At 69.0% G+C, this 25,748-nt stretch carries 27 protein-coding genes and 1 pseudogene; 10 read left to right on the top strand and 18 right to left on the bottom strand.

The window, feature by feature from the left end; translation table 11 throughout:
• Window positions 1-38: 38 nt before the first annotated feature.
• A complete protein-coding gene (locus ACKVMH_RS04100) occupies window positions 39-950 on the bottom strand; it encodes a pseudouridine synthase (protein ID WP_412699333.1) in 912 nt (303 codons plus the stop codon).
• A 196-nt stretch (window positions 951-1,146) separates the two neighbouring features.
• On the opposite strand from ACKVMH_RS04100, the gene ACKVMH_RS04095 reads away from it, so the two are divergent.
• The 4 genes from ACKVMH_RS04095 (at window position 1,147) to ACKVMH_RS04080 (ending at window position 5,936) form a co-directional block, all read left to right on the top strand.
• Window positions 1,147-1,929 (top strand): TerC family protein, encoded by a 783-nt coding sequence (locus ACKVMH_RS04095; protein WP_215220134.1) that lies wholly within the window; start codon window positions 1,147-1,149, stop codon window positions 1,927-1,929.
• Between the two features lie 69 nt (window positions 1,930-1,998).
• Window positions 1,999-4,080, top strand: coding sequence for a catalase (locus tag ACKVMH_RS04090; RefSeq protein ID WP_412699332.1), 2,082 nt, complete (start codon window positions 1,999-2,001; stop codon window positions 4,078-4,080).
• 91 nt (window positions 4,081-4,171) lie between these two features.
• Window positions 4,172-4,720 (top strand): YaeQ family protein, encoded by a 549-nt coding sequence (locus ACKVMH_RS04085; RefSeq protein ID WP_412699331.1) that lies wholly within the window; start codon window positions 4,172-4,174, stop codon window positions 4,718-4,720.
• Window positions 4,721-4,739: 19 nt separating this feature from the next.
• A complete protein-coding gene (locus ACKVMH_RS04080; RefSeq protein ID WP_412699330.1) occupies window positions 4,740-5,936 on the top strand; it encodes a BaiN/RdsA family NAD(P)/FAD-dependent oxidoreductase in 1,197 nt (398 codons plus the stop codon).
• A gap of 7 nt (window positions 5,937-5,943) precedes the next feature.
• Here the strand turns inward: ACKVMH_RS04080 and ACKVMH_RS04075 are convergent, their stop codons facing one another.
• The gene (locus tag ACKVMH_RS04075) at window positions 5,944-6,336 is read right to left on the bottom strand and encodes a host attachment family protein (protein ID WP_215220131.1); all 393 of its coding nucleotides are present in this window, start codon (window positions 6,334-6,336) and stop codon (window positions 5,944-5,946) included.
• A 127-nt stretch (window positions 6,337-6,463) separates the two neighbouring features.
• Between ACKVMH_RS04075 and ACKVMH_RS04070 the strand changes: the two genes are divergently transcribed.
• Window positions 6,464-6,925, top strand: coding sequence for an FKBP-type peptidyl-prolyl cis-trans isomerase (locus ACKVMH_RS04070; RefSeq protein ID WP_215220130.1), 462 nt, complete (start codon window positions 6,464-6,466; stop codon window positions 6,923-6,925).
• Between the two features lie 91 nt (window positions 6,926-7,016).
• Here the strand turns inward: ACKVMH_RS04070 and ACKVMH_RS04065 are convergent, their stop codons facing one another.
• Together ACKVMH_RS04065 and ACKVMH_RS04060 are read right to left on the bottom strand one after the other, a co-directional pair.
• Window positions 7,017-7,169 carry a hypothetical protein gene (locus ACKVMH_RS04065; protein ID WP_215220129.1) on the bottom strand — a complete coding sequence of 51 codons (153 nt, stop codon included), beginning with the start codon at window positions 7,167-7,169 and terminating at the stop codon, window positions 7,017-7,019.
• A complete protein-coding gene (locus ACKVMH_RS04060) occupies window positions 7,166-8,827 on the bottom strand; it encodes a serine hydrolase (protein WP_412699329.1) in 1,662 nt (553 codons plus the stop codon). Before ACKVMH_RS04060 ends, ACKVMH_RS04065 begins: the two co-directional genes overlap by 4 nt.
• Before the next feature lie 72 nt (window positions 8,828-8,899).
• On the opposite strand from ACKVMH_RS04060, the pseudogene ACKVMH_RS04055 reads away from it, so the two are divergent.
• Window positions 8,900-10,339 (top strand): annotated as a pseudogene (locus ACKVMH_RS04055) (TIGR03862 family flavoprotein); the annotation flags it as partial.
• Between the two features lie 108 nt (window positions 10,340-10,447).
• Here ACKVMH_RS04055 and cueR read toward each other — a convergent pair.
• From cueR to ACKVMH_RS04040, 3 genes are read right to left on the bottom strand one after another with little or no spacing between them, the layout of a single operon-like run.
• Window positions 10,448-10,897, bottom strand: coding sequence for a Cu(I)-responsive transcriptional regulator (cueR, locus tag ACKVMH_RS04050; protein ID WP_412699328.1), 450 nt, complete (start codon window positions 10,895-10,897; stop codon window positions 10,448-10,450).
• Complete coding sequence (locus ACKVMH_RS04045) at window positions 10,897-13,140, bottom strand: heavy metal translocating P-type ATPase (RefSeq protein ID WP_412699327.1); 2,244 nt, start codon at window positions 13,138-13,140, stop codon at window positions 10,897-10,899. The genes cueR and ACKVMH_RS04045 overlap by 1 nt, the downstream gene beginning before the upstream one ends.
• Before the next feature lie 55 nt (window positions 13,141-13,195).
• Window positions 13,196-13,951: a sulfurtransferase gene (locus tag ACKVMH_RS04040; protein WP_412699326.1), complete on the bottom strand. Its 756-nt coding sequence runs from the start codon at window positions 13,949-13,951 to the stop codon at window positions 13,196-13,198.
• A 108-nt stretch (window positions 13,952-14,059) separates the two neighbouring features.
• On the opposite strand from ACKVMH_RS04040, the gene ACKVMH_RS04035 reads away from it, so the two are divergent.
• Complete coding sequence (locus ACKVMH_RS04035) at window positions 14,060-14,374, top strand: HPF/RaiA family ribosome-associated protein (RefSeq protein WP_215220123.1); 315 nt, start codon at window positions 14,060-14,062, stop codon at window positions 14,372-14,374.
• A gap of 17 nt (window positions 14,375-14,391) precedes the next feature.
• On the opposite strand, the gene ACKVMH_RS04030 is transcribed toward ACKVMH_RS04035, so the two are convergent.
• The 8 genes from ACKVMH_RS04030 to ACKVMH_RS03995 form a co-directional block, all read right to left on the bottom strand.
• Entirely contained in the window at window positions 14,392-14,622 is a 231-nt protein-coding gene (locus ACKVMH_RS04030; protein ID WP_215220122.1) for an oxidoreductase-like domain-containing protein, read from the bottom strand.
• Window positions 14,619-15,062 carry a thioredoxin TrxC gene (gene trxC / locus ACKVMH_RS04025; RefSeq protein WP_412699325.1) on the bottom strand — a complete coding sequence of 148 codons (444 nt, stop codon included), beginning with the start codon at window positions 15,060-15,062 and terminating at the stop codon, window positions 14,619-14,621. The genes ACKVMH_RS04030 and trxC overlap by 4 nt, the downstream gene beginning before the upstream one ends.
• Window positions 15,063-15,197: 135 nt before the next feature.
• Entirely contained in the window at window positions 15,198-15,818 is a 621-nt protein-coding gene (locus tag ACKVMH_RS04020) for a COG4315 family predicted lipoprotein (RefSeq protein ID WP_412699324.1), read from the bottom strand.
• Window positions 15,819-16,008: 190 nt separating this feature from the next.
• Window positions 16,009-16,626 (bottom strand): trimeric intracellular cation channel family protein, encoded by a 618-nt coding sequence (locus ACKVMH_RS04015; RefSeq protein ID WP_412699323.1) that lies wholly within the window; start codon window positions 16,624-16,626, stop codon window positions 16,009-16,011.
• Window positions 16,627-16,717: 91 nt separating this feature from the next.
• Complete coding sequence (locus ACKVMH_RS04010; RefSeq protein ID WP_412699322.1) at window positions 16,718-17,794, bottom strand: ATP-grasp domain-containing protein; 1,077 nt, start codon at window positions 17,792-17,794, stop codon at window positions 16,718-16,720.
• Window positions 17,791-19,023, bottom strand: coding sequence for a flavohemoglobin expression-modulating QEGLA motif protein (locus tag ACKVMH_RS04005; RefSeq protein WP_412699321.1), 1,233 nt, complete (start codon window positions 19,021-19,023; stop codon window positions 17,791-17,793). The genes ACKVMH_RS04010 and ACKVMH_RS04005 overlap by 4 nt, the downstream gene beginning before the upstream one ends.
• Window positions 19,020-19,871, bottom strand: a complete 852-nt coding sequence (locus ACKVMH_RS04000; protein ID WP_412699320.1) for an N-formylglutamate amidohydrolase — start codon at window positions 19,869-19,871, stop codon at window positions 19,020-19,022. The genes ACKVMH_RS04005 and ACKVMH_RS04000 overlap by 4 nt, the downstream gene beginning before the upstream one ends.
• Window positions 19,872-19,945: 74 nt before the next feature.
• A complete protein-coding gene (locus ACKVMH_RS03995) occupies window positions 19,946-20,560 on the bottom strand; it encodes a tetratricopeptide repeat protein (protein WP_412699319.1) in 615 nt (204 codons plus the stop codon).
• 248 nt (window positions 20,561-20,808) lie between these two features.
• Between ACKVMH_RS03995 and ACKVMH_RS03990 the strand changes: the two genes are divergently transcribed.
• Window positions 20,809-21,276: an FKBP-type peptidyl-prolyl cis-trans isomerase gene (locus ACKVMH_RS03990; protein ID WP_215220114.1), complete on the top strand. Its 468-nt coding sequence runs from the start codon at window positions 20,809-20,811 to the stop codon at window positions 21,274-21,276.
• A gap of 63 nt (window positions 21,277-21,339) precedes the next feature.
• On the opposite strand, the gene trhA is transcribed toward ACKVMH_RS03990, so the two are convergent.
• Window positions 21,340-21,993 (bottom strand): PAQR family membrane homeostasis protein TrhA, encoded by a 654-nt coding sequence (trhA, locus tag ACKVMH_RS03985; protein WP_412699318.1) that lies wholly within the window; start codon window positions 21,991-21,993, stop codon window positions 21,340-21,342.
• 161 nt (window positions 21,994-22,154) lie between these two features.
• On the opposite strand from trhA, the gene ACKVMH_RS03980 reads away from it, so the two are divergent.
• Window positions 22,155-23,234, top strand: coding sequence for a COG3904 family protein (locus ACKVMH_RS03980; RefSeq protein WP_412699317.1), 1,080 nt, complete (start codon window positions 22,155-22,157; stop codon window positions 23,232-23,234).
• 19 nt (window positions 23,235-23,253) lie between these two features.
• Here the strand turns inward: ACKVMH_RS03980 and ACKVMH_RS03975 are convergent, their stop codons facing one another.
• The gene (locus ACKVMH_RS03975) at window positions 23,254-23,919 is read right to left on the bottom strand and encodes a COG4315 family predicted lipoprotein (RefSeq protein ID WP_412699316.1); all 666 of its coding nucleotides are present in this window, start codon (window positions 23,917-23,919) and stop codon (window positions 23,254-23,256) included.
• Between the two features lie 331 nt (window positions 23,920-24,250).
• Here ACKVMH_RS03975 and ACKVMH_RS03970 point away from each other — a divergent pair, with 331 nt between their 5' ends.
• The gene (locus ACKVMH_RS03970; RefSeq protein ID WP_412699315.1) at window positions 24,251-24,511 is read left to right on the top strand and encodes a hypothetical protein; all 261 of its coding nucleotides are present in this window, start codon (window positions 24,251-24,253) and stop codon (window positions 24,509-24,511) included.
• Window positions 24,512-24,599: 88 nt separating this feature from the next.
• Here the strand turns inward: ACKVMH_RS03970 and ACKVMH_RS03965 are convergent, their stop codons facing one another.
• Window positions 24,600-25,631 (bottom strand): GGDEF domain-containing protein, encoded by a 1,032-nt coding sequence (locus ACKVMH_RS03965; RefSeq protein ID WP_251370696.1) that lies wholly within the window; start codon window positions 25,629-25,631, stop codon window positions 24,600-24,602.
• Window positions 25,632-25,748 lie beyond the last annotated feature (117 nt).

Here is a 25,748-nt window from a genome sequence, read left to right as displayed (position 1 = left end):
CGGCCACGGCGGACACGGGGCGGGCCCGCGCAAGCCCTTCAAGCCGCGCCCGCGCTGACCGCACTCAGCGCCCTGCGGGTTTCGAAGCTCCGCGGCCGCCCATCCAGCGGGTCGGCAAACGCCAGCCCGCTTGCGAGCAATTGCAGCGGGCGCAGGAAGTCATCCGGGGCCTGCGGGCACAGCGACGGGTAGTAGCGGTCGCCCTCGATCGGCGCCCCCAGCGCCGCCATGTGCACCCGCAGCTGGTGCTTGCGGCCGGTCACCGGTTCCAGCGCGTAGCGCCACAACGGTCCTGCGCGATCGAGCACGTCGATGCGGCTCTCGCTGTTGTGCTCGCCGTCGACTTCGTGCATGCGGAAGAACGGCTCGCCAAGTTCGAGCCGGCTGCGTCGGACATGCGGAAAGGCGAGTTCCGGCAACGGTGGTGCAATCGCCTCGTAACGTTTGACGATCCGGCGCTCGCGGAACAGCGCCTGGTAGGTATCCCGCGTGGCCGGTTCGGCGGAGAAGAGCACAAGCCCTGCCGTCCCCCGGTCGATCCGGTGCAGCGGCACCAGCCCGGGATTGCCCAGATGCTTGACCATGCGCGCCAGCAGCGTCTGGTCGACATACCCACCCGCCGGCACCACCGGCAGGAAGTGCGGCTTGTCGACCACCACCAGGTGCTCGTCAACGTGCAGGACCGCCGCCTCGAACGGGATGACCGGCTCCTGCTCCACCTCACGGAAGTAGCGCACTTCGGCACCGACCACGTACGGCGAGTCGGCCGCCAGTGGCTGGCCCCGCACATCCTGCACGCGCCCGCGGCGGAAACGCGACTGCCATTGCTCGCGGCCGACCTGCGGGAAGCGCGAGCACAGCCCGTCCAGCAGCGTGGTCCACCGGCCGGGCGGCAACTGCAGGCGGCTGGGCGGCGGCGTGGCTGAAGTGCGGGTGAGCGGGGACGGCATGGGCGGCAAAGTACCGCACCAGGCGCCGGCGGGCGTGCTAGCCTCGCCGCTCGAAGGGGAGTAGCTCCCGATCGCCACGGCCGTCAATACGAGCACCCGCTCCGGTCCGGCGGCACCTTCCAGGGTGTGAGCAAGACCTTCGCGAACCCACGCCGGCAACCGCCGGCGTGTTTGCCCTTTCGCGAAGGAAAAACCCATGGAAGCACTGGCGAACCCGGAAATCTGGATCGCACTCGCGACGCTGACGGCGCTCGAACTCGTCCTCGGCATCGACAACATCATCTTCATCTCGATCCTCGCAGGCAGGCTGCCCGAAGCGCAGCGTGACCGCGCCCGCAAGCTCGGCATCCTCGGCGCCGCGGTCACACGCCTGGGCCTGCTGTTCATGATTGCGTGGATCATCGGGCTGACCGCGCCGCTGTTCTCGCTGTTCGGCCAGGCGTTCTCGTGGCGCGACCTGATCCTGATCGGTGGCGGCCTGTTCCTCATCGGCAAGGCGACCCACGAGATCCACCAGAAACTCGAAGGCGCCTCCGAGCAGGTCGCCCCCGGTGCGGCCACCAGCTTCATGGCGGTCATCGCCCAGATCATGGTGCTGGATATCGTGTTTTCGTTGGACTCGATCATCACCGCGGTCGGCATGGTCGACGAGCGCTGGGTGATGGTCACCGCCATCGTCGCCTCGATCGTCTTCATGCTCGCCTTCGCGCGACCCATCAGCGAGTTCGTCGAACGGCATCCGACGGTCAAGGTGCTGGCGCTGAGCTTCCTGATAATGATCGGGCTGGTGCTGATCGCCGACGGGTTCGGCCTGCATATCCCGAAGGGTTACGTGTACGCGGCGATGGCGTTCTCGGTGTTCGTGGAGATGATCAACCTGTGGATCCGCCGCCGCGAGCGCCAGGGCCCGCCGGTGAAGCTGCACGAGAAGTACGTCGAGGGCGCCGGGGCCCCTCCGGGAGCCGATGCGGGGCGTTGACCCCGTCGCAGCACACTGCGTTTACGTCCCCGCCGGCAAGCTCCGATGGATCCCCCACGGAGCATTGCGATGGCGTCGAAAGACCAGAACGGGGGCGGCAGCGCCCCCAAGGGCCAGGCCGGTGAGCTGCACCAGCAGGCCGGCGACGGGCACCCGGTACTGACCACCAACCAGGGCGTGCCGGTTGCCGACAACCAGAACTCGCTACGCGCGCATGACCGCGGTCCGACGCTGCTCGAGGACTTCATCTCCCGCGAGAAGCTGACCCACTTCGACCACGAGCGCATCCCCGAGCGCGTGGTCCACGCCCGCGGTACCGGCGCGCACGGCTATTTCGAGCTGACCGAATCGCTTGCCCAATACACCACTGCCCGGCTTTTCACCGAGGTCGGCGAGCGCACCCCGGTGTTCTGCCGGCTGTCCACGGTGGTCGGCAACAAGGGTTCGATGGACACGCCGCGCGATGCACGCGGGTTCGCCACCAAGTTCTACACAAAGGACGGCAACTACGACCTGGTCGGCAACAACATGCCGGTGTTCTTCATCCAGGACGCGATCAAATTCCCCGACCTGGTGCACGCGGTGAAGCCCGAGCCCGACCGCGGCTTCCCGCAGGCGAGCGGTGCCCATGACACGTTCTGGGACTTCATCTCGCTGATGCCCGAATCGATGCACATGATCATGTGGCTGATGAGCGACCGCGCGATCCCGCGCTCGCTGGCCATGATGGAGGGCTTCGGCATCCACAGCTTCCGCTTCCTCGATGCGGAAGGACGCGCCACGTTCGTCAAGTTCCACTGGAAGCCGCGGCTGGGCATGCAGTCGCTGGTGTGGGACGAAGCGGTGAAGATCGCCGGCGCCGACAACGACTTCAACCGTCGCGACCTGCATGACCGGATCAAGGCGGGCAAGGCGCTGCCCACCTGGGACCTGGCGGTGCAACTGTTCACCGAGGAAGACGCGGCGAAGTTCCCGTTCGACCACCTCGATGCCACCAAGATCATCCCGGAGGAGCTGGTGCCGCTGAAGGTGGTGGGCCACATGGTGCTCGACCGCTGGGTGGACAACTTCTTCGCGGAGACCGAGCAGGTCGCGTTCTGCCCGGCCAACATCGTGCCGGGAATCGACTTCAGCGAGGACCCGCTGCTGCAGGGGCGGATCTTCTCCTATCTCGATACCCAGCTGATACGGCTCGGTGGGCCCAACTTTCAGCAGATCCCGGTCAATGCGCCCAAGTGCCCGTTCGCCAACCACCAGCAGGACGGCTTCATGCAGATGGGCCGGCCCAAGGGTCGGGTGATGTACGAGCCGGCATCGCTGGACGAGGACCCGAAGACCGCGCGGGCGACCGCGGGCGGGTTCCGCAGCGCCACCGTCCCCGCCAGCGGGCAGCGCACGCGCCTGCGGCCAGAGTCGTTCGCCGACCACTACAGCCAGGCGCGGCAGTTCTACCGCAGCCAACAGCCACTCGAGCAGGCGCACCTGGCGGCCGCGCTGGTGTTCGAGCTGTCCAAGGTGGAGACCGTGCGCATCCGCGAAGCCATGGTGGGCCACCTTCGCCACATCGACGAGGACCTGGCCGCACGCGTCGCTGCGGGACTTGGGCTGCAGGGCATGCCCGAGCCACCCGACGCCGCACGGCCGGTGCAGGACATGCCGCTGTCACCAGCGTTGAGCCTGATCGGCAATTCCGTGCCGACGCTCGAAGGCCGATCCGTCGGGATCCTGTTCGACGAAGGTTCCGATGCCGCGGCTATCAAATCCCTCCGTGACGCCGCGATGGCGGCCGGTGCAATGGTCAAGCTGGTCGCACCGAAAGTCGGTGGCGCGACGCTGTCGGACGGCAAGCACCAGCCCGCGGATGGTCAACTGGCCGGGACACCGTCGGTGGTATTCGATGCGGTCGCTGTGCTGCTCTCCGCCGACGCGGCGCAGAAGCTGCGCAGCGAGGCAGCGGCCGTGCAGTTCGCCAAGGACGCCTTCGGCCACCTGAAGGCCATCGCGCAGGACGCCGGTGGCAAGGCGTTGCTGGACGAGGCTGGCGTGATGCCCGATGCCGGCGTGGTGATGGCCACCGACACCGCTGCCTTCATCGAGCAGGCCAAGACCAGGCAGTGGGACCGCGAGGCGAAGGTCAGGACGCTGCCGTAATCCGCCGGCGGCCGGTCGGGGGGATCAGTCAACGACCGGGGCGGGACGACCCACCGGCTAGAATGATCCCCTTTTCCGGATGGCCACCCGCATGGCGACCAAATCCACCGTGGTCAAGGCCGAGTTGCAGGTCAGCGACATGGACCGGCACTACTACGCCACCCACAACCTCACCCTCGCCCAGCACCCGTCGGAGACCGACGAGCGGCTGATGGTGCGGCTGCTGGCGTTCGCCCTGCATGCGGACGACCGGCTCGAGTTCGGCCGCGGCCTCAGCGACGAGGACGAGCCGGCACTGTGGAAGCGCGACTACACCGGGGAGATCGAGCTGTGGATCGACCTGGGCAATCCGGACGAAACCCGCATCAAGAAGGCCTGCGCGCGTGCCCGGCAGGTCGTGGTGGTGAACTACGGCGGGCGTGCCTCCGACCTCTGGTGGGACCGCATCGCCAATTCACTGACACGGCTGAAGAACCTCACCGTGATCGACATCCCGGGTGACGTCGTGGACGCGATGGCCGCGATCGGCGAACGCGGGATGCGGCTCAACGCGCTGGTCCAGGATGGCGAGCTGCAGCTGATGGGCGAACGCGGCAACGTGTCGCTGCGCCCTGACGTGCGGATGGCCGCCGCCGGCTGAGCCGGTCCGCGAGGTGGCCGTGACCGAACACGCCGACGTCATCGTCATCGGCGCCGGCGCCGCCGGGCTGATGTGCGCACTCACTGCCGGCCAGCGTGGTCGCCGCGTGCTCGTGGTCGAGCACGCCAACAAGGTCGGCAAGAAGATCCTGATGTCCGGCGGCGGGCGCTGCAATTTCACCAACACCGGCACCACGCCCGACAACTACCTGTCGGCGAACCCGCACTTCTGCAAGTCGGCGCTGGCGCGCTACACGCCGTGGGACTTCATCGCGATGGTGGAGCGCCACGGCATCGCGTACCACGAGAAGGAACTCGGGCAGCTGTTCTGCGATGTCTCGTCCAAGCTCATCGTCAAGATGCTCCTGGACGAATGCGCCGCCGCGGGTGTGCGCATCGAGACCCACTGCAGTGTCGAACGCGTCGTGCACGGCGACGACGGCGGCTACCGCCTGCACACAACCCGCGGCACGTTCACTGCCCCGGCCCTGGTGGTCGCCAGCGGCGGCCTGTCGATACCCAGCATGGGCGCTAGCGGTTTCGGCTACGAGCTGGCGCGGCAGTTCGGCCACGCGGTGCTGCCGACCCGCGCCGGACTGGTGCCGTTGACCCTCAGCGGCAAGCACCAGGAGCGGCTGGCCGACCTGAGCGGCGTCGCCTTCCCGGTCACCGCACGCTGCAACGGCCAAGCCTTCAGCAACTTCATGCTGGTCACGCACCGCGGCGTCAGTGGGCCGTCCATCCTGCAGATCTCGTCGTACTGGCAATCCGGTGACCACCTCCGGCTGGACCTGCTGCCTGGCGTCGACGCGCTGGACCGGCTGCAGGCACTGCAGCGCGAACGGCCCGCGGCCGAGTTGCGCACCGTGCTCGGCGAGCTGCTGCCCAAGCGCTTCGCCCAGCGGTTCGGTGAGGTCTGGCTGGCACACCTGCAGCCGAACCGGCCGATGCGCCAGTTCACCCTGCCGCAGCTGCGCGACGTCGCGTCGCTGCTCGGCGACTGGCCCCTGGTGGCGAGCGGCACCGAGGGCTATCGCACCGCCGAGGTCACCCTGGGGGGCGTGGACACCGACGGTGTTTCATCGAGCACGATGCAGTCGCGCCACGTGCCTGGCCTGTACTTCATCGGCGAAGTGCTGGACGTGACCGGCTGGCTGGGCGGCTACAACTTCCAGTGGGCCTGGGCATCGGGCCACGCGGCCGGGATGGCGGTCTAGCCCGTCGTCACGACAGGATCCGCTCGATCTCCTCCAACGGCGTGTTGGTCAGCGTCTTGGGGATCTCGGCACGCAGGCGATCCTGGACCTCCTTGTGCAACAACGGCCGCATCTCGCCGAGGGTCTTCTCGTCGGCCACCAGGACCAGGTCGCGGTACTGCTGCTTGAGCGCGCCGTCGTTGAGCCGAAGCGCAAGCTGCTTGGCGAACGTCGCCTTGTCGATGCGGAAGCCGTCGGAGCCGTCAGGCATCGAACCGGCCGGGCCGTCGTCGTTCATGTTCATCAGCTCCAGCAGGTCGTACTGGTGCAAAGAGAGCCGCTGCCCGTCCCCGCGGTTGCGGAACACACGGGCGCCTTCGCCGTCGGCGACGATGACCAGGGCTTCGTTGGGAATCTGCATGGGTGGCCTCCTTTTTCCCCACGCTAGTGCCGGCGCCGTTACGCATGCGTGTAACCACGCAACACCGTGATGCCCCGCCGCATAGGGGTTCCGTTAACCTCACGCAATCATCGTCCGGAACCCTTCCATGTCCCGTTGCCTTCCCCGCCTGCGCCGATCCCTGCTGATTGCGGCCGCCGCGCTGTCACTGGTGCTCTGCGCGTGCGCGCCTGAAGCGCCACCGGCGGGCGGGCGCGTCGCCGAGCTGCAACGCGTCGACGTCGTCACGGGTGACGGCGCCCTCGCAACGCCGGGAGACCAGGTCACCGTGCACTACACCGGCTGGCTCTACGACGAGGACGCACCGGAGCAGCGGGGCGACAAGTTCGACAGCTCGCTCGACCGTAGCGAGCCGTTCACGTTCCTGCTCGGCGCTGGGCGGGTGATCCGCGGCTGGGACGACGGTGTCGCCGGGATGCGCGTGGGCGGCCGCCGCGTACTGATGATCCCGCCGGAGTACGGCTACGGGCGCAAGGGCGCCGGTGGCGTGATCCCACCCGGCGCGTCTCTGGTGTTCGAGGTCGAGCTGCTCGACGTCGAGGCACGCTGACGGCCTCGGCTGTTGTAGGAGCGGCTTCAGCCGCGATCGGATAGTTACGCCATGCTCCAATCCGATCGCGGCTGAAGCCGCTCCTACGCCGTCAGAACGGCCGGGGCCAGCCAAGCATTGGCGCCAGCAGCCAGTACAGGCCGAACAGCACGACGCCCCACATCACCAGCTTGAGCGCGAACCCGGCCACCTTGATGGCCAGCCACACGCCCAGCACGACCAGGGCAATGCCGAGCCAGCTCACGCGTCATCCCCGTTGGAGGCGGCGTCATCGTCCACCGGTTCCAACCGCAGGTGATGGAAGTCGAAGCTGAAGTCGGTCAGCGGTGAAATCGCCTCCATCCGCGCGGCGCGCACGTCGCCATCGGGGCCGAGGTCGAACGTCAGGAACGCGTCGGCATTGAGCCAGCGCTCGTCCCAGCGCACCACGAACGTGTCGTGCTGCCAGTGCGACAGGGTGCCAACCAGCGCCGGGCTGCGGGTGAACCGGATCCGCAGTGCGTCGCCGTTGCGTGCCACCACGACGTCGCCGTACCAGGGGTCGCGGTAGGTCGCCGCGTAGCCGTCCAAAGCCAGCGATGGCGACGAATCGGCAACGCGCGCAGCCTGGTGCTTGCGCCAGTCCTCGTCGGCCTCCTCCTGCGCATTGCCACGTGCGGCCAGGTAGGCAGCGGTCCAATCGGTCGGCGCCTCGCCCAGCATCGCGTCCAGTGCACGCATCGTCACCGCGTTGAACGCGCCGCCGACCTCCGCACTGGTGAGCACGATGACCCCCAGCTCATACCCGGGCACCAGCGTGATGCGCGAGTAGAAGCCCGGCCAGCCGCCGGTGTGCCAGACCAGCCGCTCGCCACGGTAGTCGGAGACATTCCAGCCCTGGGCGTAGCCGCGGAAGTTCGGTGCGGCCGCTGCAAGCTCTGGCACCGTGGATGGCTTGCCCAGCGGAATCGGCGTGAGCACGTTCCACATGTCGCGCTGCTGCGCCTCGTCGAAGAGCCGGCGCACATGCGCGCCCTCGCCTTCCACCACGCCCTGGTCGAGCTGCAGGCGCACCCAGCGGGTCAGGTCGTGCGCGCTCGAGTACAGCCCGCCCGCGCCCGACACGTTGCCCCACGCCATGCGCGGCGCGGCGACCAGCTTGGTGAAGTCGGCCTTGGAGTAACCGGTGGCGACGTTGTCACCGGGACGCAGGTGGTCGCTGTTGAAGCGGGTTTCGTCCATGCCGAGCGGGTCGAGGATTCGCTCGCGCAGGAACGCTTCGAAACGCTGTCCACTGGCGGCCTCGACCACCAGCTGGGCGACGCCGAAAAGGATGTTGTCGTAGGCGTACTGCTCGCGGAAACCGCCTTCGATCGGCACCTCGGCCAGTCGCCGGGCGACCTCCTCGGTGGTGTAGTCGGTGCCGGGCCAGTACAGCAGGTCGCCGGCGCCAAGCGCGAGCCCGCTGCGGTGGGCGAGCAGATCGCGGATGCGCATCTCGCGGGTGATGTACGGGTCGGACATGCGGAACCACGGCAGGTGGTCGATCACCCGGTCGTCCATCGCCAGCCGACCGTCACCGGCCAGGATCTGCAGTGCGGTGGCGGTGAATGCCTTGGTGTTCGAGGCGATCGCGAACATCGTGTGCGCATCCACCGGCTCGCGGCTAGCAAGGTCCTTCACGCCATAGCCGCGCTCGAGCACCACCTCGCCATCCTTGACGATGGCTACCGCGATGCCGGGCACGTCGAACTGCGTGCGGACGTTCTCGACGTAGGCATCGAAACCCTGCAACGGGTCGGCCACCGGGGCATCCGCGCGGACTTCGGCCGCCGGCAGGGTCTGCGCGGCCGCGACGCCGGCAATCGAGAGGGACAGCAGCAGCGCGGCCAGGGTCGTCGGCAGGCGGATGGCGTTGGGCATTGGATGGCTCCCTAGGCGAAGCGCCGACATTACCGCAGCCCGTCCGTCGTACGCGCGTGCGATCCTTTGCCGCTGCCCGCCCGCACTGCCCCGCACCTCCGACACCATGCCCGAAACCCCTTCCCTGCTCCCCGGCATCGCCATCATCGGCGGCGGACCGGCCGGCCTCATGGCCGCCGAGGTCGCGCGCGCCGCCGGCGTCGAGGTCGACCTGTTCGAGGGAAAGGGCTCGGTCGGGCGCAAGTTCCTGATCGCCGGCAAGGGCGGACTCAACCTCACCCATGCCGAACCGCGGCCCGCGTTCGACCAGCGCTACCGCGAGCGGATCGCGGACGTGGCCGGCTGGCTGGACGACTTCGACAGCGATGCCCTGCGCGAATGGGCACGCGGCCTCGGGGTCGAAACGTACGTGGGGAGCTCCGACCGGGTGTTCCCGATGGACCGCAAGGCGGCGCCCCTGCTGCGAGGCTGGGTGCGCCGCCTGCGCGAACAGGGCGTGCGGTTCCACGTGCACCATCGCTGGCTCGGCTGGGAACCCGCCGAGCCCACGGCTTCGTCCACGCCGGNATGGACCGCAAGGCGGCGCCCCTGCTGCGAGGCTGGGTGCGCCGCCTGCGCGAACAGGGCGTGCGGTTCCACGTGCACCATCGCTGGCTCGGCTGGGAACCCGCCGAGCCCACGGCTTCGTCCACGCCGGCGCCGCTGCGTTTCGACACCCCGGACGGCCCGGTCCGGTTTCAGGCGCCGGCCACCGTCCTGGCGCTGGGCGGCGCCAGCTGGCCGCAGCTCGGCTCCGACGGGGCCTGGGCGCCGTTGCTCTCACGCCGCGGCGTCGACGTCGCACCGCTGCAGCCCTCCAACTGCGGCTTCGACATCGACTGGAGCGAACATTTCGCCAGCCGCCACGCCGGCGCACCGGTGAAGCCCGTGGTGGCGCACTGGTCGGACGGCGCTGGCTGGCACGCGCTGCAGGGCGAATGCGTGGCTACCGCAACCGGCATCGAGGGCAGCCTCGTCTACGCGCTCTCGGCACCGCTGCGCGAGGCGATCGAACGACACGGGCAGACGACGCTGTGGCTGGATCTCGCACCGGGTCGTGACCTCGCGCGGTTGCAACGCGACCTGGCCCGGCCCCGCGGTGGCCGCAGCGCGAGTGAGCACCTGCGTCGGCAGACCGGCCTCACCGGGGTAAAGGCCGCGCTGCTGCACGAGGTGCTGGGTCGCGGCGGGCTGGACGATCCGGCGCGCGTCGCCGGGACGATCAAGCGGCTGCCGCTGGTGCTACGGCGCCCGCGCCCGGTCGCGGAGGCGATCAGCAGCGCCGGCGGCGTCCGACTGGAAGCGATGGACGATGCCCTGATGTTGCGCGCCCTGCCTGGCGTGTTCGCCGCCGGCGAGATGCTGGCCTGGGCGGCCCCGACCGGTGGATACCTGCTGACCGCGTGCTTTGCCAGTGCCCGGCGCGCGGGGCGTGGGGCGGTGGAATGGCTACGAGGGCACGGGGCGGACTGACCGCGCGACCCCCCGCAACAGTAGGAGCGGCTTCAGCCGCGATCCTGGAACCGGTACGCGCGCCAAGCATTCGATCGCGGCTGAAGCCGCTCCTACAGGACGCCTGGGTCAGTTGCCGGATGGCCCCGCCAGGTCGTCGAGGATCGGGCAGTCGGGACGAGCGTCGCCGTGGCAGCGGTGCGCCAGCTCCAGCAACGTGCGCTGCATCGCCTGCATTTCCTCGATCCGATGCCCCAGGTCGTCGGCGTGCGCCTGGGCCATGCGCTTGACCTCGGCGCTGGCGCGCTCGCGGTCATCCCACAGCCCCAGCAATACCTCGATCTGCTTCACCGAAAAGCCGAGCGTCCGGCTGCGCTTGATGAAGCGCAATCGGTGCAGGTCCTTGTCGGAGTAGATGCGGTAGCCGGCAAAGGTGCGGCTCGCTGGCGGGATCAGTCCGATCGCCTCGTAATGGCGGATCATCTTGGCGCTGACACCGCTCAGTCGCGCGGCATCGCCGATATTGTGCAGGCCATCGGCCAGTGCCTCGGCCAGTTCCGGTCGCGCGGTGTTGGCCATCAGTTCTCCTCCGATGCGCGGGGCGTCCAGCGGCGCAGCAGCAGGGTGTTGGCCACCACGCTGACGCTCGACAGCGCCATCGCCGCACCCGCAACCACCGGGTTGAGCAGCCCGGCCGCGGCCAGCGGCAGGCCGACGACGTTGTAGACGAACGCCCAGAACAGGTTCTGCCGGATCTTGCCACTGGTGCGGCGGGAGATGGCGATCGCGTCTGCCACCAGGCGCGGGTCCGGCCGCATCAGGGTGATCCCGGCCGCATGCATGGCGACGTCGCTGCCACTGCCCATCGCAATACCGACATCCGCGGCCGACAACGCGGGGGCATCGTTGATGCCGTCACCCACCATCGCCACCCGGCCGTGCGCTTTGAGCGCCTGTACCGCGTCGACCTTGTCGGCTGGAAGCACCTCGGCGCGCACGTCATCGATGCCGAGCGCGTCGGCCACCGCCTGCGCCGCGCCCCGGTTGTCGCCGGAGATCATCGCGGTGCGGATGCCAAGGCGGTGCAGGGTCGCGATGGCTGCCTTGGCCTCCGCCCGCGGGGCGTCGCGGAAGGCCAGCAAACCCAGCACGTGCACGCTGTCGCCGGTCCGCTCGGCCAGCCACGACACGCTGTGGCCACGGGTGGCCAAGGCGTCGCTCTCGGCCCGCAGCGCGGGTGCGGATGCAAGGGCGCCCTCCTGCTCCATCCAGCGCGTGCTGCCGAGCAACAACTGGCGGCCCTCGACGTCGCCCACCACGCCACGCCCCGCCACCGCGCGGGTGTCGCTCGACGACGGCAACGCCATGCCGGTGGCCGCCTCGCGCACCGCGGCGGCCAGCGGATGCTCGCTGCCGCCCTGCAGCGCCGCGGCCAACCTCAAAAGCGCCGCGTCGTCGCCGTCGACCGCGACGTATCGGGCCAGCGTCGGACGCCCCTCCGTCAGGGTCCCGGTCTTGTCGAACGCGACCACGTCGACCGCCCGAGCGGTCTCCAGCACCTCGGCGTCCTTGATCAGGATGCCGGCGCGCGCGGCCACGCCGGTGCCGGCCATGATCGCGGTCGGCGTGGCCAGACCCAGCGCGCAGGGGCAGGCAATCACCAGCACCGCTACCGCGTGCAGGATGGCGTCGTTCCAGTCACCGCCGATGAAGCCCCAGCCCAGCAGCGTCAGCAGCGCGATTGCGACCACCACCGGCACGAACACCGCGCTCACCCGGTCGACCAGCCGCTGGATCGGCGCCTTCTTCGCCTGCGCGTCCTCGACCAGCCGGATGATCCGCGCAAGCGCCGTCTCGGCACCGACCGCGGTGGTGCGCAGCAGCAGCCGGCCCTCGGCGTTGAGCGCACCGCCGGTGACGGCATCCCCCGGCTCCTTGGCCACAGGCAACGACTCGCCGGTGATCAGTGATTCGTCGGCGTGGCTGCGGCCTTCCACCACCACCGCGTCTACCGGGAACCGCTCGCCGGGGCGCACGGCGACCTGGTCGCCCACCACCACTTCAGCCAAGGGCAGCTCCCGCTCGATGCCGTCGCGCAATACGCGCGCGGTGGCGGGACGCAGTGCCTGCAACGCGCGGATCGCCTCGGTGGTCTGGCGCTTGGCCCGCGCCTCCAGCCATTTGCCCAGCAGCACCAGCGTGATGACAACAGCCGACGCCTCGAAGTACAGGTGTCCACTGCCCGACAGCAAATGGAAGAGGCTCAGGCCGTACCCCGCGCTGGTGCCCAGGGCGACCAGCAGGTCCATGTTTCCGGTGCCGGCCTTCAGCGCCGACCAGCCACCGCGATAGAAGCGCGCGCCCAGCCAGAACTGCACGGGGGTGGCCAGTGCGAACTGCACCCAGCCGGGGAGCATCCAGTCCACGCCGAACGGCATGAGCAGCATCGGCAGCAGCAGCGGCGCCGACAGCGCGATCGCGATGAGCAGATGGCGAAGCTCGCGCGACTTCCGCGCGGTCGCCGACGCAACGGCACCGCCAGCAGCCGGGGCCCCGGTGTCCGAGGCCAAGGGGGCAGCGGCATCGGCGGGCACCGTGGCGCGATAGCCCGCGCCGGTAACGGCGGCGACCAGCTCCGACTCGAGCCGGTCGCGACCGGTTGCGCGGACACTGGCACGCTCGGTCGCGAGGTTGACGCTCGCTTCCCGAACCCCGGGCACCGCCGCCAGCGCTTTCTCCACGCGGCCGGCGCACGACGCGCAGGTCATTCCCTCGATATCGAGCCGTACTTCGCGCTCGGGTGCGGCGGTCGGGGCGTTCATGGCGGACTCCTGGAAGGCTCAGGCCATGATGCTCCACCTTCCCATCATTGGAGGGTCAACCCGTGGCCATCGCCTCGTCGCCGTCCACCAGTGGCTCCAGCGCCGGGTCCAGCGCCACCCGGCCGTCGAACACGAAACAGCGGCCGTCGTAGCCGAACCCGCCGACCTGCTCGAAGTAGCCGAGGATCCCACCGTCAAGCTGCAACAGGTTGTCCATGCCATCGGCCTGCAGGTGCAGCGCGGCCTTTTCGCAGCGGATGCCACCGGTGCAGAAGCTGACCACGGTGGCGTCGGCCAGTTCGTCACGATGCGGGACCAGCGCCGCCGGCAGCTCGGTGAAGTTGTCGATCGGCAGGGTGAGCGCGCCCACGAAGCTGCCGTGACCCACCTCCTCGCGGTTGCGGGTATCGAGCAGGACCAGCCGTCGTCCCTTGTCGTCGCAGCCCTGCCCGATCCAGCGCGCAAGGTCCGCCGGCGCCACGGTCGGCGCGCGTCCCTGCAGCGGCGAGGCATCGGCGCGGCGGAAGCTGATCAGCTCGGGCTTGACCTTGACCTTGAGCCGCTGGAACGGCTGGGCCCGACTGTAACTCTCCTTCACCACGAGGCCGGCAAACCGGGGCTCGGCCCGCAGCCAGTCCACCCAGGTGCGGACCGCTTTGCCAGCGCCGGCCAGGAACAGGTTGATGCCCTCCCCCGCCACCAGCACGGTGCCCAGCAGGCCCGCCGCGACGGCGCGCGCACGGGCTTCTTCGGCCAGCGCCTGCGGGTTGTCGACAGCGGTGAAATGGTAGGCGGCAACGTTGAGGATCATCGGCGGATTTTACCGGCGTGCGCCGCGGAAGGCCGCCTTCTCGCCGTGTGTATGCGACCGGCGCTAGCGTGGGTGCATACCCGTCACGCATACCGGAGGCCACGCCGCATGAAAGTCCTGCTCAACACCGACAACCACGTCCAGGGTGACGAAGCGCTCGCGCAGCACGTCGAACAGGTCGTCACCGACGCCCTCCAGCGCTTCGGGGACCAGGTGTCGCGGGTCGAGGTCCACCTGGCGGATACCAACGGTGGCAAGTCGGGCGACAACGACAAGCACTGCACGATGGAAGCGCGGCTGGAAGGCCGGCCACCGGCGACGGTAACCGCCGAGGCCCCCACCATGCGCGGCGCGATCGGCGGAGCGAGCAGGAAGCTGCAGCGGCTTCTGGAAAGCTCGCTGGGCAAACTCGCCGGCTATTGATCCGGCTGCGGACCGGGTCAGGTGCCGCCGCCCGGATCCTTCGGCAGCGGTACGCCCGGATTGCGCTCGCGCCACACGGCAAGCGCCTTTGCGTATCGCTCCAGCGCCTCGTCGTGCACGTCATAAATGCAACGGACGCAGCCCTCGCCGCAGCAATCGTTGGGGTCGGGCTCTTCCGGGCGACGGGGTGGCGGGTCGTGGCTTTGCGCGGCCTCCGGCGACGTGCCCTCCGGGAACGATGCGATCATCGCGGCAGCTGGGAACGGGCCCACGCGACGATCTGCCCGCTGCCCATCGCACCGGACTGGCGCCCCAGCTCCCGACCCTGGTGAAGCAGCACCATCGTCGGAATGCTGCGGATGCCAAAACGCGCACCCAGGCCGGGCTCGGCCTCGGTGTCGACCTTCGCCAGACGGATACCGGGCTCCAACGCCGCGGCGGCCGCCTCGAATTGCGGCGCCATTGTCCTGCACGGCCCGCACCAGGGCGCCCAGAAGTCCACCAGCACCGGCACCCCGCCGCGCACCGCATGACGGTCGAAGTCGGTGGCGGTGAGCGCGAGCGGCGCCCCGGTGAACAACACGCCATGGCAACGACCGCAGGTCGGGGACTGCCCGAGACGCTCGGGGGGCACGCGGTTCATCGCTGCGCACTGGGGACATGGAACCAGCAAGGGATCGCTGCTCATCGGAATCTCCATGGGAATGCCGCCAGCGTGCCAGACATCGCCATCGTCAGTCCCTCGCAGGGTGGGCTACCCGGCACGACACGGGCCGCCACCGGCTACCGGCGACGGCCCGCACGCCCACATGGTGAAACGGGATCAGTTGGTCTCGACGTCGTCATCGACCTCGGTGCCGTCCGGAGCCAGCAGGTACCACTCGCCCCAGTCGTCGGTCACGTCATGTCCGCTGGCGACCTGGGCAGCCGTGTCGCGCGTGTAGTAGTACAGCGGATGGCCGTTGTAGGTCAGCTGGGTCGTGCCGTCGGCGCGCTCGACGGTACCGAGTAGCCCGGCCTTCAGGTCGCCATCCACCCCGGGCGTTGTGTCACCCGCGATGACCGGCGGCCACAGTTCCAGGCACGGACCGGTGCAGGTGCTGCCATCGGTGTCGCCCTCGAGGAAATAGATCGCGCGGCCGTCGTCGTCCGTCAGGTACGGTCCCGGCGCGCCGGTGGTGCTGACCATCAACGTGGTCGGGGCGACGATGGCGCCGGCGTCAGCCATGGTGCCAGGGTCGCTGTTGGGGTCCATGTCGCCGCCCAGGGCGGTCGAGTCATCGGGCATGGTGTCGGCCGGCATGGTGTCGTCCATCGTGTCCGGCATGGTTGTGTCGGGCGTGGTGGCGCCCAAGGTGTCATCGGTTTCGACGTTGTTGTCGCAGCCTGCCAGGCCGATGGCCAGCAGCGCGGCGGCAAGGGTGGAAATCTGGTAGTTGCGCATGGGATGTCTCCGTGGGGGGCGGATGCCCGTGGTGGCCCTATCCATAAAGCGCGCCGGGTAAATAACAGGTCAGCTGGATGTACGCGGATCGTGATCTGGAAAGCGCGATAACCGCCCTAGGCCTTCGCAGGCCCGATGTGGCGGGCCCTCCATCGGGTTCAGTGACTGCACCGCCAGCTGAACCCGGATCTCAGGAATCCCGCGGCTGGGCGACCGGCAGCCGCCAACCGTGGCGGATCGCCATGTAACGCAGGCCGAAACACAGTGCGGCGCCGACGACTACCGCCGGCATTGCCGGCCAACCGAGCCAGTGCCCGGCCACGACGGTGGCGGCCCCGGCCATCGCGGCGACGGCGTACAGCTCCGCCTGGAAGATCACCGGCGTGCGCGCTACCAGCACATCGCGCGCGATGCCGCCACCAATGCCGGTGAGCATCCCGAGCAGCGTGGCCGCAATGGGCCCCAGCCCGAAGTCGATCGCCTTGAGCGCGCCGCTGACGGCAAACAGCGCCAGCCCCATCGCGTCGAACACCTGCACCGGGTTGCGCAGCCGCTCGATGTCGGCGAACCAGCGGAACGTAAGCAGCCCCGCCAGGCACGCCACCACCAGGTAGCTCCAGTTGACCAGCGCCACGGGCGGGGTGGCGCCGATCAGCAGGTCGCGCATGATGCCGCCGCTGGTGGCGGCCGCGAACGACAGCACAAGCACGCCGAACAGGTCGAGCCGGTTGCGCACGCCCACGGTCGCCCCGGAGATGGCGAAGACGAAGGTGCCCAGCAGGTCGAGGGCGATCAGCAGGGTGTCCAAGCGGCACGCCCGTGTGTGGAAGGCCCCACAGGATGCGAGCGCGGCCCGGGCGCGGCAACTCCCGGGCCGCGATCGGTGCCGCGACGCGCGGCTACATCATCGCCAGCTCGTTGTTGGTCAGGGTGCGGTTGTACTGGTCGCGCAGCCGCACCTTGCGCTCCAGGTCGGAGACGATGTGGCCGCTGAAGTCGACCCCGGTGAGCTCCTCGGCCATGTTGATCCCGCCCGGCGTGTCGACGTTGATCTCCATCATCTTGTCGCCAACGATGTCCAGCCCGGCCAGGTACATGCCGTCGCGCATCAGCTTGGGCGCGACGATCTCGGCAAGGCGCAGTGCGTCCTCGTCGGGCACTGCCATGTCGATCTTGCCGCCTGCGGTGATGTTGCTGCGCGCGTCGCCGCTGTCGTTGTAGCGGCGGAAGCAGGCGTACTTGCCATCAACGCACAGCGGCCGGCCATTGAGCGTCAGCAGGCGCAGGTCGCCGTCCACCGCCTTGGGCAGGTACTCCTGCACGATCGCGTAGCCATCGCGGGTCACCGCCTCGATCATCTGGTTGAGGTTGGCGCCACTGTCGGGGGTCACCACGAACACACTCTGGCCACCCGACCCCTGCAGCGGCTTGATCACGCCGTAGCCGTCGTGGGACTGGATGAACGACTTGATCTCGTCGGCATCCAGGGTGATGCAGGTGACCGGCCTGACCTCCTCGGGGAAATGCTGGAAGTAGGTCTTGTTGGACGCGTCGGTCAGGTGGGTCGGGTCGTTGAGCACGATGACGTGCTTGAGCGCGGCCAGCTGGGCGAACAGCAGGCCGCTGTTGGGCGCCCACGGCCGCTCGACGACCTCCTCGGCCGGATCGCTGCGCAGCATCAGCACGTCCAGGTCCTCGACCGAGATCCGGTGGATCTCGGCGTCGGGGCCCTGCAGGTCAGCCAGCAGCGCGTCGTCGTCGGCATAGTGCGATTCGCGCGGCACGTGCGCACGGGCACGCACGGTGCCGTTGGCGTCGTAGATGAAATCGCCCAGTCCGATCAGGGCGACCTGGTGCCCGCGGTTCACCGCGGTGCGCGCGAGGCGGATGGTGGTGTAGTTGTTCTTCTCGGTCGCAACGTCGTTGACGACGAAGCCGAGCTTGATCGGCGCGGAGGTGGCGGGTGCGGCGTTCATGCGGTTTCCTTCGGTGCGGGCACACGTGCCACGTTGTGGGGTTCGCTGTGGAACAGGTGCTCCACCGGCGTACGGCGGCAGCGTTCAAGCCGCACGGCGGCTTCGGCGGCGGTGCTGTAGCGCGGCAACAGGTCGGGCTCCACGACCCAGCCCTCCTCGATCAGCTGGTCGAGCACGACCCGGTGCGAGAGAGCGAACTTGCCGGTGAAAAGCGTCTCGAAGTCGCCCCCGTCGGCCAGGTACTCGACCAGGTCGCGCAGGCCGCTGAGGTACACCGCGTCCTTGGTGAGCCCGCCACCGCGCCGCGCCCGCACGGCCACGTCGAACGCATCCTCGGTCGGCAGCCCGTGGGTGTTGTGCAACAGGTCGAAGATGGCCGGTACGTCCTCGCCGTGGATGGCCATGTCGGTGGCGACCACCCGCGCGGCCAGTACGCGCAGGCGCTCGCCCGGCAGGTAGCCGGCCAGGTATTCGCCCAGCACGCCCAGGCCTTCCTGCAGCGGATCGTAGTGTGCGAGGCCCACGCGCAGCTGCTGCAACGCCTGGCGGCTCCCGTTGTGGCGGGTCACCAGGTGGGTACCGATCTCATGTTGGATCAGCGGCTGCACGCGCGCGCGCGGCAGGCGGATGTCGCCATCGATGAAGAACTTGCCGTGCGAGACCATCATCAACGAGTTCAGGTCGGCATCGACAACGACCTCCGCGAAGAAGTCCGGCGACTGTTCGCGGTACCACGCCAACTCGTCCTCGACCGCGGCGAGCACCTCGTCGATCCCGGCCTCGGCCTCCAGCGGGACACTCGGTCCGACGGTGTCGAGGATCCGCCGTGCCAGCTCCAGCAGCCGTGGCTCGACGCCGCCGAACAGGTCCAGGCTGGCGTTGATGAAGCCATCGGTATCGCGCAGCCGTACCAGCTCGATCTGCCGGTCGAGTTCGCGCTGCTTCTCCGATAGCAGGCCCGAGAGCAATGGCGACTCCACCTCCTCCACCGGCAGCGCCAGCAAGCGTTCGCGAACGGCGTGCAGGTCGAGGTCGGGGTCGATGTACTGGAACGGCGGCACCCGCGTGCGACCACTCGCCTCGAACTCCGCCCACAACGCATCGTTGTGGATCGGCGACAGCGCCAGCAACCAGTCGACCTCGCCGTCCATGCTGGCCAGGTGCGCGTCCACCTGCGCCGCCACCGGCGGCAGCGGACGTGCGGTGCATTCGTCCGGCCGTGCGCTCACCGGCATGCGAGGAACTCGCCGCGGACGGCGTCCACCGCGTCCTGCAACCCCGCGCGGAACTGCTCCACCACGGCGATGTCGGCCTGCGCGGTCCACTCGTCCATGTAGATCTTCTTGTACTCCAGCGAGATCGCGCAGACGCGTTCGCCGTAGGTCGCGTACAGCCACTCCGGGAAATGGCCTCCGCCCTCGTAGCGGACGTTCTCGCGCACATCGGGTCGGCGACCCCCGACCTCGTGCCCGCGCAAGACTTCGGCGAAGCGGTCCGCCACCCGGCCCCAGCGGCGCGGGTCAAGGGTGGTGACGCCCAGGTCGATGTCGGGATTGCGATGCGGCTCGGCCGGCTCGGCGTCCGCGCCGTCGCGACGATGGTTGTAGCTGTGGATGTCCAGCAACAGCACGCAGCCCCAGCGCTCGATCATCTCGTCCATCAGCGAACCGACCATCGCGTAGAAGCGATCGTGGATGGCCAGGGACCTTTCCAGCTCGGCGTCCGGCAGCGGCCCCTTCCACACCTGCAAGCCCCAGGTGTCGGCGGGGTTGGTGGAAATGGCCTTGGCGCGCGGACGGTTGAGGTCGACCTCGAAGCGCGAGGTGCGCACCGTCAGGCGGACGTCGCCGACGACCGCGAGCATGCCGGTCAGCGGGTCCTCGTCGCGGCGGCGCTCTTCCTCGCTGAAGGCCAGGTACGGCAGCAGCGAGTCACGCATGGCGTGGCCATCGTGGATGGCCGTGGCCACCACGGGGCCGTCACCCAGCACCAGGTCCCAGTCGTCGGAAGGTTGTTCGAGGACGAGCTGTTCGTCGCGGGAGAAGAACTGCGGCGAGAATTCTTGGAGGCTCTGCATGGCGACGATGCTCCCATCGCCCGCATGGAGAGTCCGTGATTGGACTGCGGCGGGCCCGGAGGCGCCGAGCCGGGTCAGTCGCCGCCCAGTAGGTCGAGCGGATCGCCCTTGGGCGCTTCCTGGCGGGCTTCGGGCAGCTTCTCGATGCGCCGAGCCTTGTAGCGGGCCACCGCTTCGCGCGCCAACTGTGTGCGCAGCTCGTCGGACACGAGGAACTCCGGGCCGAACACCTGCGTCATCAACGTACCGATGGCCTGCGCCGTAGCGAGTTGGTCGGCATCGGGCGGCTGCTCGGTCGCAAGCAACCGTTGCAGCGTGCGACGCGCCACTTCCAGCCCGCTCGCGATGGTGATCTCGTGCGCGGCCGCATCGGTCGGGTCACGCCGCAACACCTGCTCGGCCGCCGCCAACGCATCGACGTGGCGGCCCTGGGATTCCCGGATGCGGGCCATCTCGAGCCACGGTTCCTTGCTTGCACGGTCGAGGGTGGCCGCGGTGCCCAGCGCAACGACCGCCGCATCGGCCTGGCCGGCCTCCAGGTGCGCACGGGCGATCGCCATCGACGCGCCAAAATCCGGGGCATCCTGCTCAGGGTTCAAAGTGGCGCAGCCGGCTACCGCCACGGCGAGCGAAGCAGCGAGCAACGCGCGACGCGCGCCTCCGGGTCCAACGATTGCGGTCAGGGTCATCAAACGGCTCCTTGCGCTGCGAGCGCGAAACGTAGACGGCGCAAGGTGCACGCGAAATAAACGGCGTGCCCCCGGGCACCGGACCCCAGTCAGGTGAACGGGGATTGTCGCGCAGATCAGCCACGCGCGCCGGATGCGCGGGGTTGCGGCGCGGCGGCGGGTTTCCTAGGCTGGGCGGGTTACATGCCATCCGCGCCGTGGGTTGACCGGCGTATTCCACCCCCCTTTTGTTACCAGTGAGGTTTCCCATGGAGATCGCCGATGGGCGCGTCGCCGCCATCCATTACACTCTGACCAACGACGCCGGCGAGGTCATCGACAAGTCCGCCGCCGACGCACCGCTGAGCTACCTGCAGGGCGCCGGCAACATCATCCCGGGCCTGGAGCAGGCGCTTGCCGGGCGCAAGACCGGCGACAGCCTGACCGCCGACATCGCTCCCGAGCAGGGCTACGGCCCGCGCCACGACGGCCTGATCCAAGTCGTGCCGCGCAGTGCGTTCGAAGGTGTCGATTCGGTGCAGCCGGGCATGCAGTTCGAAGCGCGCACGGCCCAGGGCCCGCTGATGGTCACCGTGACCAAGGTCGACACCGAGGAGGTCACGGTCGACGGCAACCACCCGCTGGCAGGCCAGAACCTGCATTTCGACGTCCAGGTCGCCGACGTGCGCGAGGCGTCGGAAGCCGAGTTGAACCAGGGGCACGTCGACGCCGCCTGATCCGGGCGACGTTGCGATGCACCGGAAAGCCCGCGGCGACGCGGGCTTTTTGCTGCGTGGTGGTCAGACCACCTGTGCCATCACCGAGATGTAGTGGCAGACGCTGCCGGCCACCACGAACAGGTGCCACACCGCGTGCGAATAACGCAGCGAAGGCCGGTGGTAGAAGAATGTTCCCAGCGTGTAGCAGGCGCCACCGGCCAGCAGCCAGCCGAGTGTCCAGCCATCGAGCGCGTCCAGCAGCGGCTTGATCGCCACCAGCACCAGCCAGCCCATCGCGATGTACAGCAGGGTCGACAGCAGCCGGAACCGGCCGGTGTAGAACAGCTTGAACACCACGCCGGCGATCGCCAGCGCCCAGATCCCAGCGAACAGCCCCCAGCCCCAGGGCCCGCGCAGGCCGATCAGGGTGAACGGCGTGTAGGTGCCTGCTATCAGCAGGTAGATCGCGCAGTGGTCCAGCACCTTCAGCCGCGCCTTGGCGATCGGGTCCGACACCGAGTGGTACAGCGTCGACGCCAGGTAGAGCAGCAGCAGGCAGACGCCGAAGACGATCGCTCCGGCCAGCTGCCAGCCGTCGCCGAACACCGCCGCGAGCGTGATGAGCACCGCGCCGCCGGCCAGCGCCGCGGCCGCCCCGAGACCATGCGTCAGTGCATTGGCGAGTTCCTCGCCGACATCGTTCACGGTCACGGGTCCTTCGGTACGGGGGCGCATGGTGCAATCCTAACCCTGCCCGGGCGGCGAGGCGCCAGTCGCAGCGGACGGCGTGATGTTCATCGCAGGTTGCTCCCGCGCGCGGGTGCGTGTCCTAGACTGCGGTGACTGTCGTCGGCCCTTGCCGCGACGCCCGCCGAGAGGATCCGATGCGCGCCCGAATGCTCCCGCTCCTGCTGTTCTGCGTGGCGCTTTGCGCGTGCAATCAGACGCCGCCGGTCGAGGAACCGGTGATCATCGAGGCCACCAGTGGTGACGGCGAGACCAACTACGGCGCGGTCTCGGTCGACGAGCCGCCGGTCCCCGAGCCCCCTGCGGACCTGGCGACCACCACCGACTGGCCCGAGGCGATGCTGGAATCGGGCGAGGCCAGGATCAGCTGCGAAGTCGACTACGAAACTTCGGGTGACGGCGCGGCCCTGTCCGACCTGGGTTTCGAGCCGATGTCGGAGACGATGGCGCCCTGCCAGGAGACCGGCGTCCTGCGGCTGAGCTACTCGGGCAAGGTCGCGACCGATTTCGTCACGCTGGTGGAGCGCGTCGGGGTGATGGCCGATCGGATGGGTCTTCGCAACCGCATCCTGGACATCGATTCGAGCGGCGGCCAGGTGGAGGCCGCGATCCGGGCCGGCGACCTCATCGCCGAGGCCGGCTGGACCATCTGGGTGCGCGAGGACGCGGTCTGCCACAGCTCGTGCGTGCTGGTGCTGGCCGGCGGCGACAACCGCCTGATCTCCGGCAAGGTCGGCGTGCACCGGATCATCCGCCTGCAGTCGGGCGCGACGTCGCGCGCCGAGCTCAGCCAGGAACTGCAGGAGGTCCACGCCAACATCGAGCAGTACCTGGCCCGCAACGGCGGCGCGGTGGCCCTCGCGGACATGATGATGACGGTGCCCAACCGCAGCCTTCGCCTGCTCACGACCCACGAGCTGGAGGAGTTCGGCATCGTCGGCATCAATGCTGCGCAGGACGACCTCGACCGCATCCGCCTCGCGCGCAAGTGTGGCGAGGACTTCGTGCGCCGCCGCGACAACTTCTTCCGCAGTTTCGACCGCAAGTGCGCGCGCCAGGACGAGAACCTGGACGCGATGAACACCTGCGGGCTGGAGCTGCGCGAGCGGTTCGGCTTCCCGGACGGCAAGTGCCGGTTGGACAGTCCATTCTCGGAGTTCGACCAGGCCATCCACGCCTCGACCTCGCAAGCCTCCGACGCCGACGCGGACAGCACGCCCGCCGGTTGAGCGGGCGTGCGGAGCCTGGCTACTCGTCCGCGGCAGTCGTCCCGGCTGCCTCGCCGGCTACGGGCTTGCCGTCAGCTCCCACCAGGTGCCATTGGCCGTACTTGTCGCGGACGTTCATGCCGTTGGTACGACCCGCACCCACGTCGCCCGCGTACCGGTACAGGGGTTTGCCACCGTAGGTGACTTGGACGGATCCGTCGCCGCGGTTGATGGTCCCCAGCATTGTCGCGTCGACTCCGTCGCCGGCGCTCGGCGCCACTTCGGCCGCGAGGGCCGGTGGCCAGGCTTCGATGCAGTGGTCGACGCAGCCCCTGCCGTCGGCATCGCCTTCCAGGAAGTACAGCGCGCTCCCGGCTCCGTTCACCAGGTACGGACTCGACGCCCCCGCGGTCGCGGTGGAGACCGTGTTGGCGTCGGGGCGGTCGACGCCGCTCTGCGTCGCCACCTGGCCGGTGCCTTCTACAGTCCCGCCGGCGGTGCTGTCCGGCCCGGTGCCGGGCGGCGTCGCGGGTCCACGTTCGTCGCCGGGGATGTCGTCAGCGGCGGCCTGCTGGACATCGTCGGCATCGACGTGGTCGGCCGCGTCCTGCGCGCACCCGGCGAGCATCGAAAGCACAAGCGCGATTCCCGCCACGCTGGCACGGCCGGCAGGGAAACGGGGGTTCGGCGATGGGGTCGGTTTCACCGCTGCTCCTTCGGCCTTGAGGCCTTTGTCATGGATCAGACGATCAATAGGCGCTGCGGTGTTAAGCGAGGGTTCCCGGTTCGTGCAGTGGACGTGATGCCGCGTTTGACAGCGGGGTAACACCAGCCGGCGTAGTTTCGCGCTTGTCAGGAACACGCGAAGCAAAGGACTGAGGTCCGGCGCGAGCGTCCTGGCACGGAAGGCTCAGACGGCGCTCGTTCCTTGTCCGCCTCTGGGCCTTCTTCATGTCGGAACTTTCCACGTCCACGCTCTCACCCGGCGTCGACGCGGCTCCGGCAACTATCGACCCACCCTTACCAGGAGTCGCGACATGACCCGATTGATCAAGAAGAGCGCTGTACTGGCCGTTGCCCTTGCGTCGACGTTCGCGCTGGCGGCGTGCGACGTCGACCAGACGCAGGAAGGCGAGCTGCCGGACGTGGACGTGGAAGTCCAGGACGCGGGCCAGGTGCCCAAGTACGACGTCGACGCCCCGGACGTGGATGTCGGCACCAAGGACGTCACCGTGCCGGTGCCGGACGTCGACGTGGAGCCGGCGGACGAGGACGAGAACGACGACCCGAATACCTGATCCGGCATTCAAAGAAGAAGGGCAGCCTCGGCTGCCCTTTTTCTTGCGCGTCGCTCGCTGCCAGCACCCGGAAGCGGGGCCGGTTTTTTCAGCCGACCTGCACCGTGCCGCGCCCGGCCCGCTTGGCTTCGTACATCTGGACATCGGCGCGATCCAGCAACTGCGTCGCGGTCTCACCCCGGCGGTACTCGCACACACCGGCCGAGAACGACAACGATCCGGCATCCATGAAAGGCAGGTGCCCGACGCGCTCGAGCATCCTCCACACCGTTGCCTCGGCCTGGGGCCCCGCGGTATCGGGCATCAGCAGCAGGAACTCCTCGCCGCCCCAGCGGGCGAGCACGTCGTGTCCGCGCAGCCCACCCACCGCGGTCATCGCGAACGACCGCAGCACCGCGTCGCCCGCCGCATGACCGTGGGCATCGTTGATGCGTTTGAAGTGGTCCAGGTCGATCAGCGCGATGCTGAAGCGGTGTTCGTGGCGTGCCGAGCGCGCCAGCTCACGGTCGAGCAGCTCCTGCATGTGGCGCCGGTTGGGCAGTCCGGTCAGCTCGTCGCGGGTCGCCAGCCGCTGCACTTCCGCCAACGCCTCGGTCAGGGCCCGACGCTCCGACCGCAGTTTGCGTCGCAGCGATGACAGCCGCACCGCCACCAGCGACGTGGCCGGCAGCAGCACCACCAGCATGCCCAGGTTGACCAGGTCGACGTGCATCCCCGGCGCGTCGAGCGACCAGTCCCCGCCGGGCGACGGCCCATGCCGCAGCGCGATCGAGAACGACAGCGAGACGATGGCGAATACGGTCAGCCAGAGGATCCGTCGCCAGCCCAGCGAGAATGTGCCGAAAATCAGCACGAGCAACAGCGGGAACAAGGCCGCGGTGCGCACCGGCCCACCCAGCACGTAGCCCCAGCAGGCTGCGGTCACGCCCAGCACGATCTGCGGTGCAGTGAGCGCGGCATCGTGGAAGCGTGCGCTCCAGCCGCTGCGCAGCGCCACGTACAGCACGGCCAGCATCGTCCCGACGAACGTCGCCCACGGCAGCATCGATGCGTCCGGCGCCACCCACCCCATGCCCATCGCGAGACCGAAGACGGTTCCGCAACCGATGTAGACGGCCACCGTGATCAACCATTGGGTGGTCCGGATCCGGAGCCGTGGGTCGCCTCCCAGCACCCGGTCGCACAGCACCCGGTCGCACACCTTCCGGGCACGCTGCCGCCCGGGCCCCGCGATTCG

It is taken from the genome of Lysobacter zhanggongensis (assembly GCF_046638635.1).
In the GTDB taxonomy this organism is placed as follows: Bacteria; Pseudomonadota; Gammaproteobacteria; order Xanthomonadales; family Xanthomonadaceae; genus Novilysobacter; species Novilysobacter luteus.
Note: the sequence above shows the minus strand (reverse complement) of the source record. Positions and strands in the feature narration are given on the sequence as shown.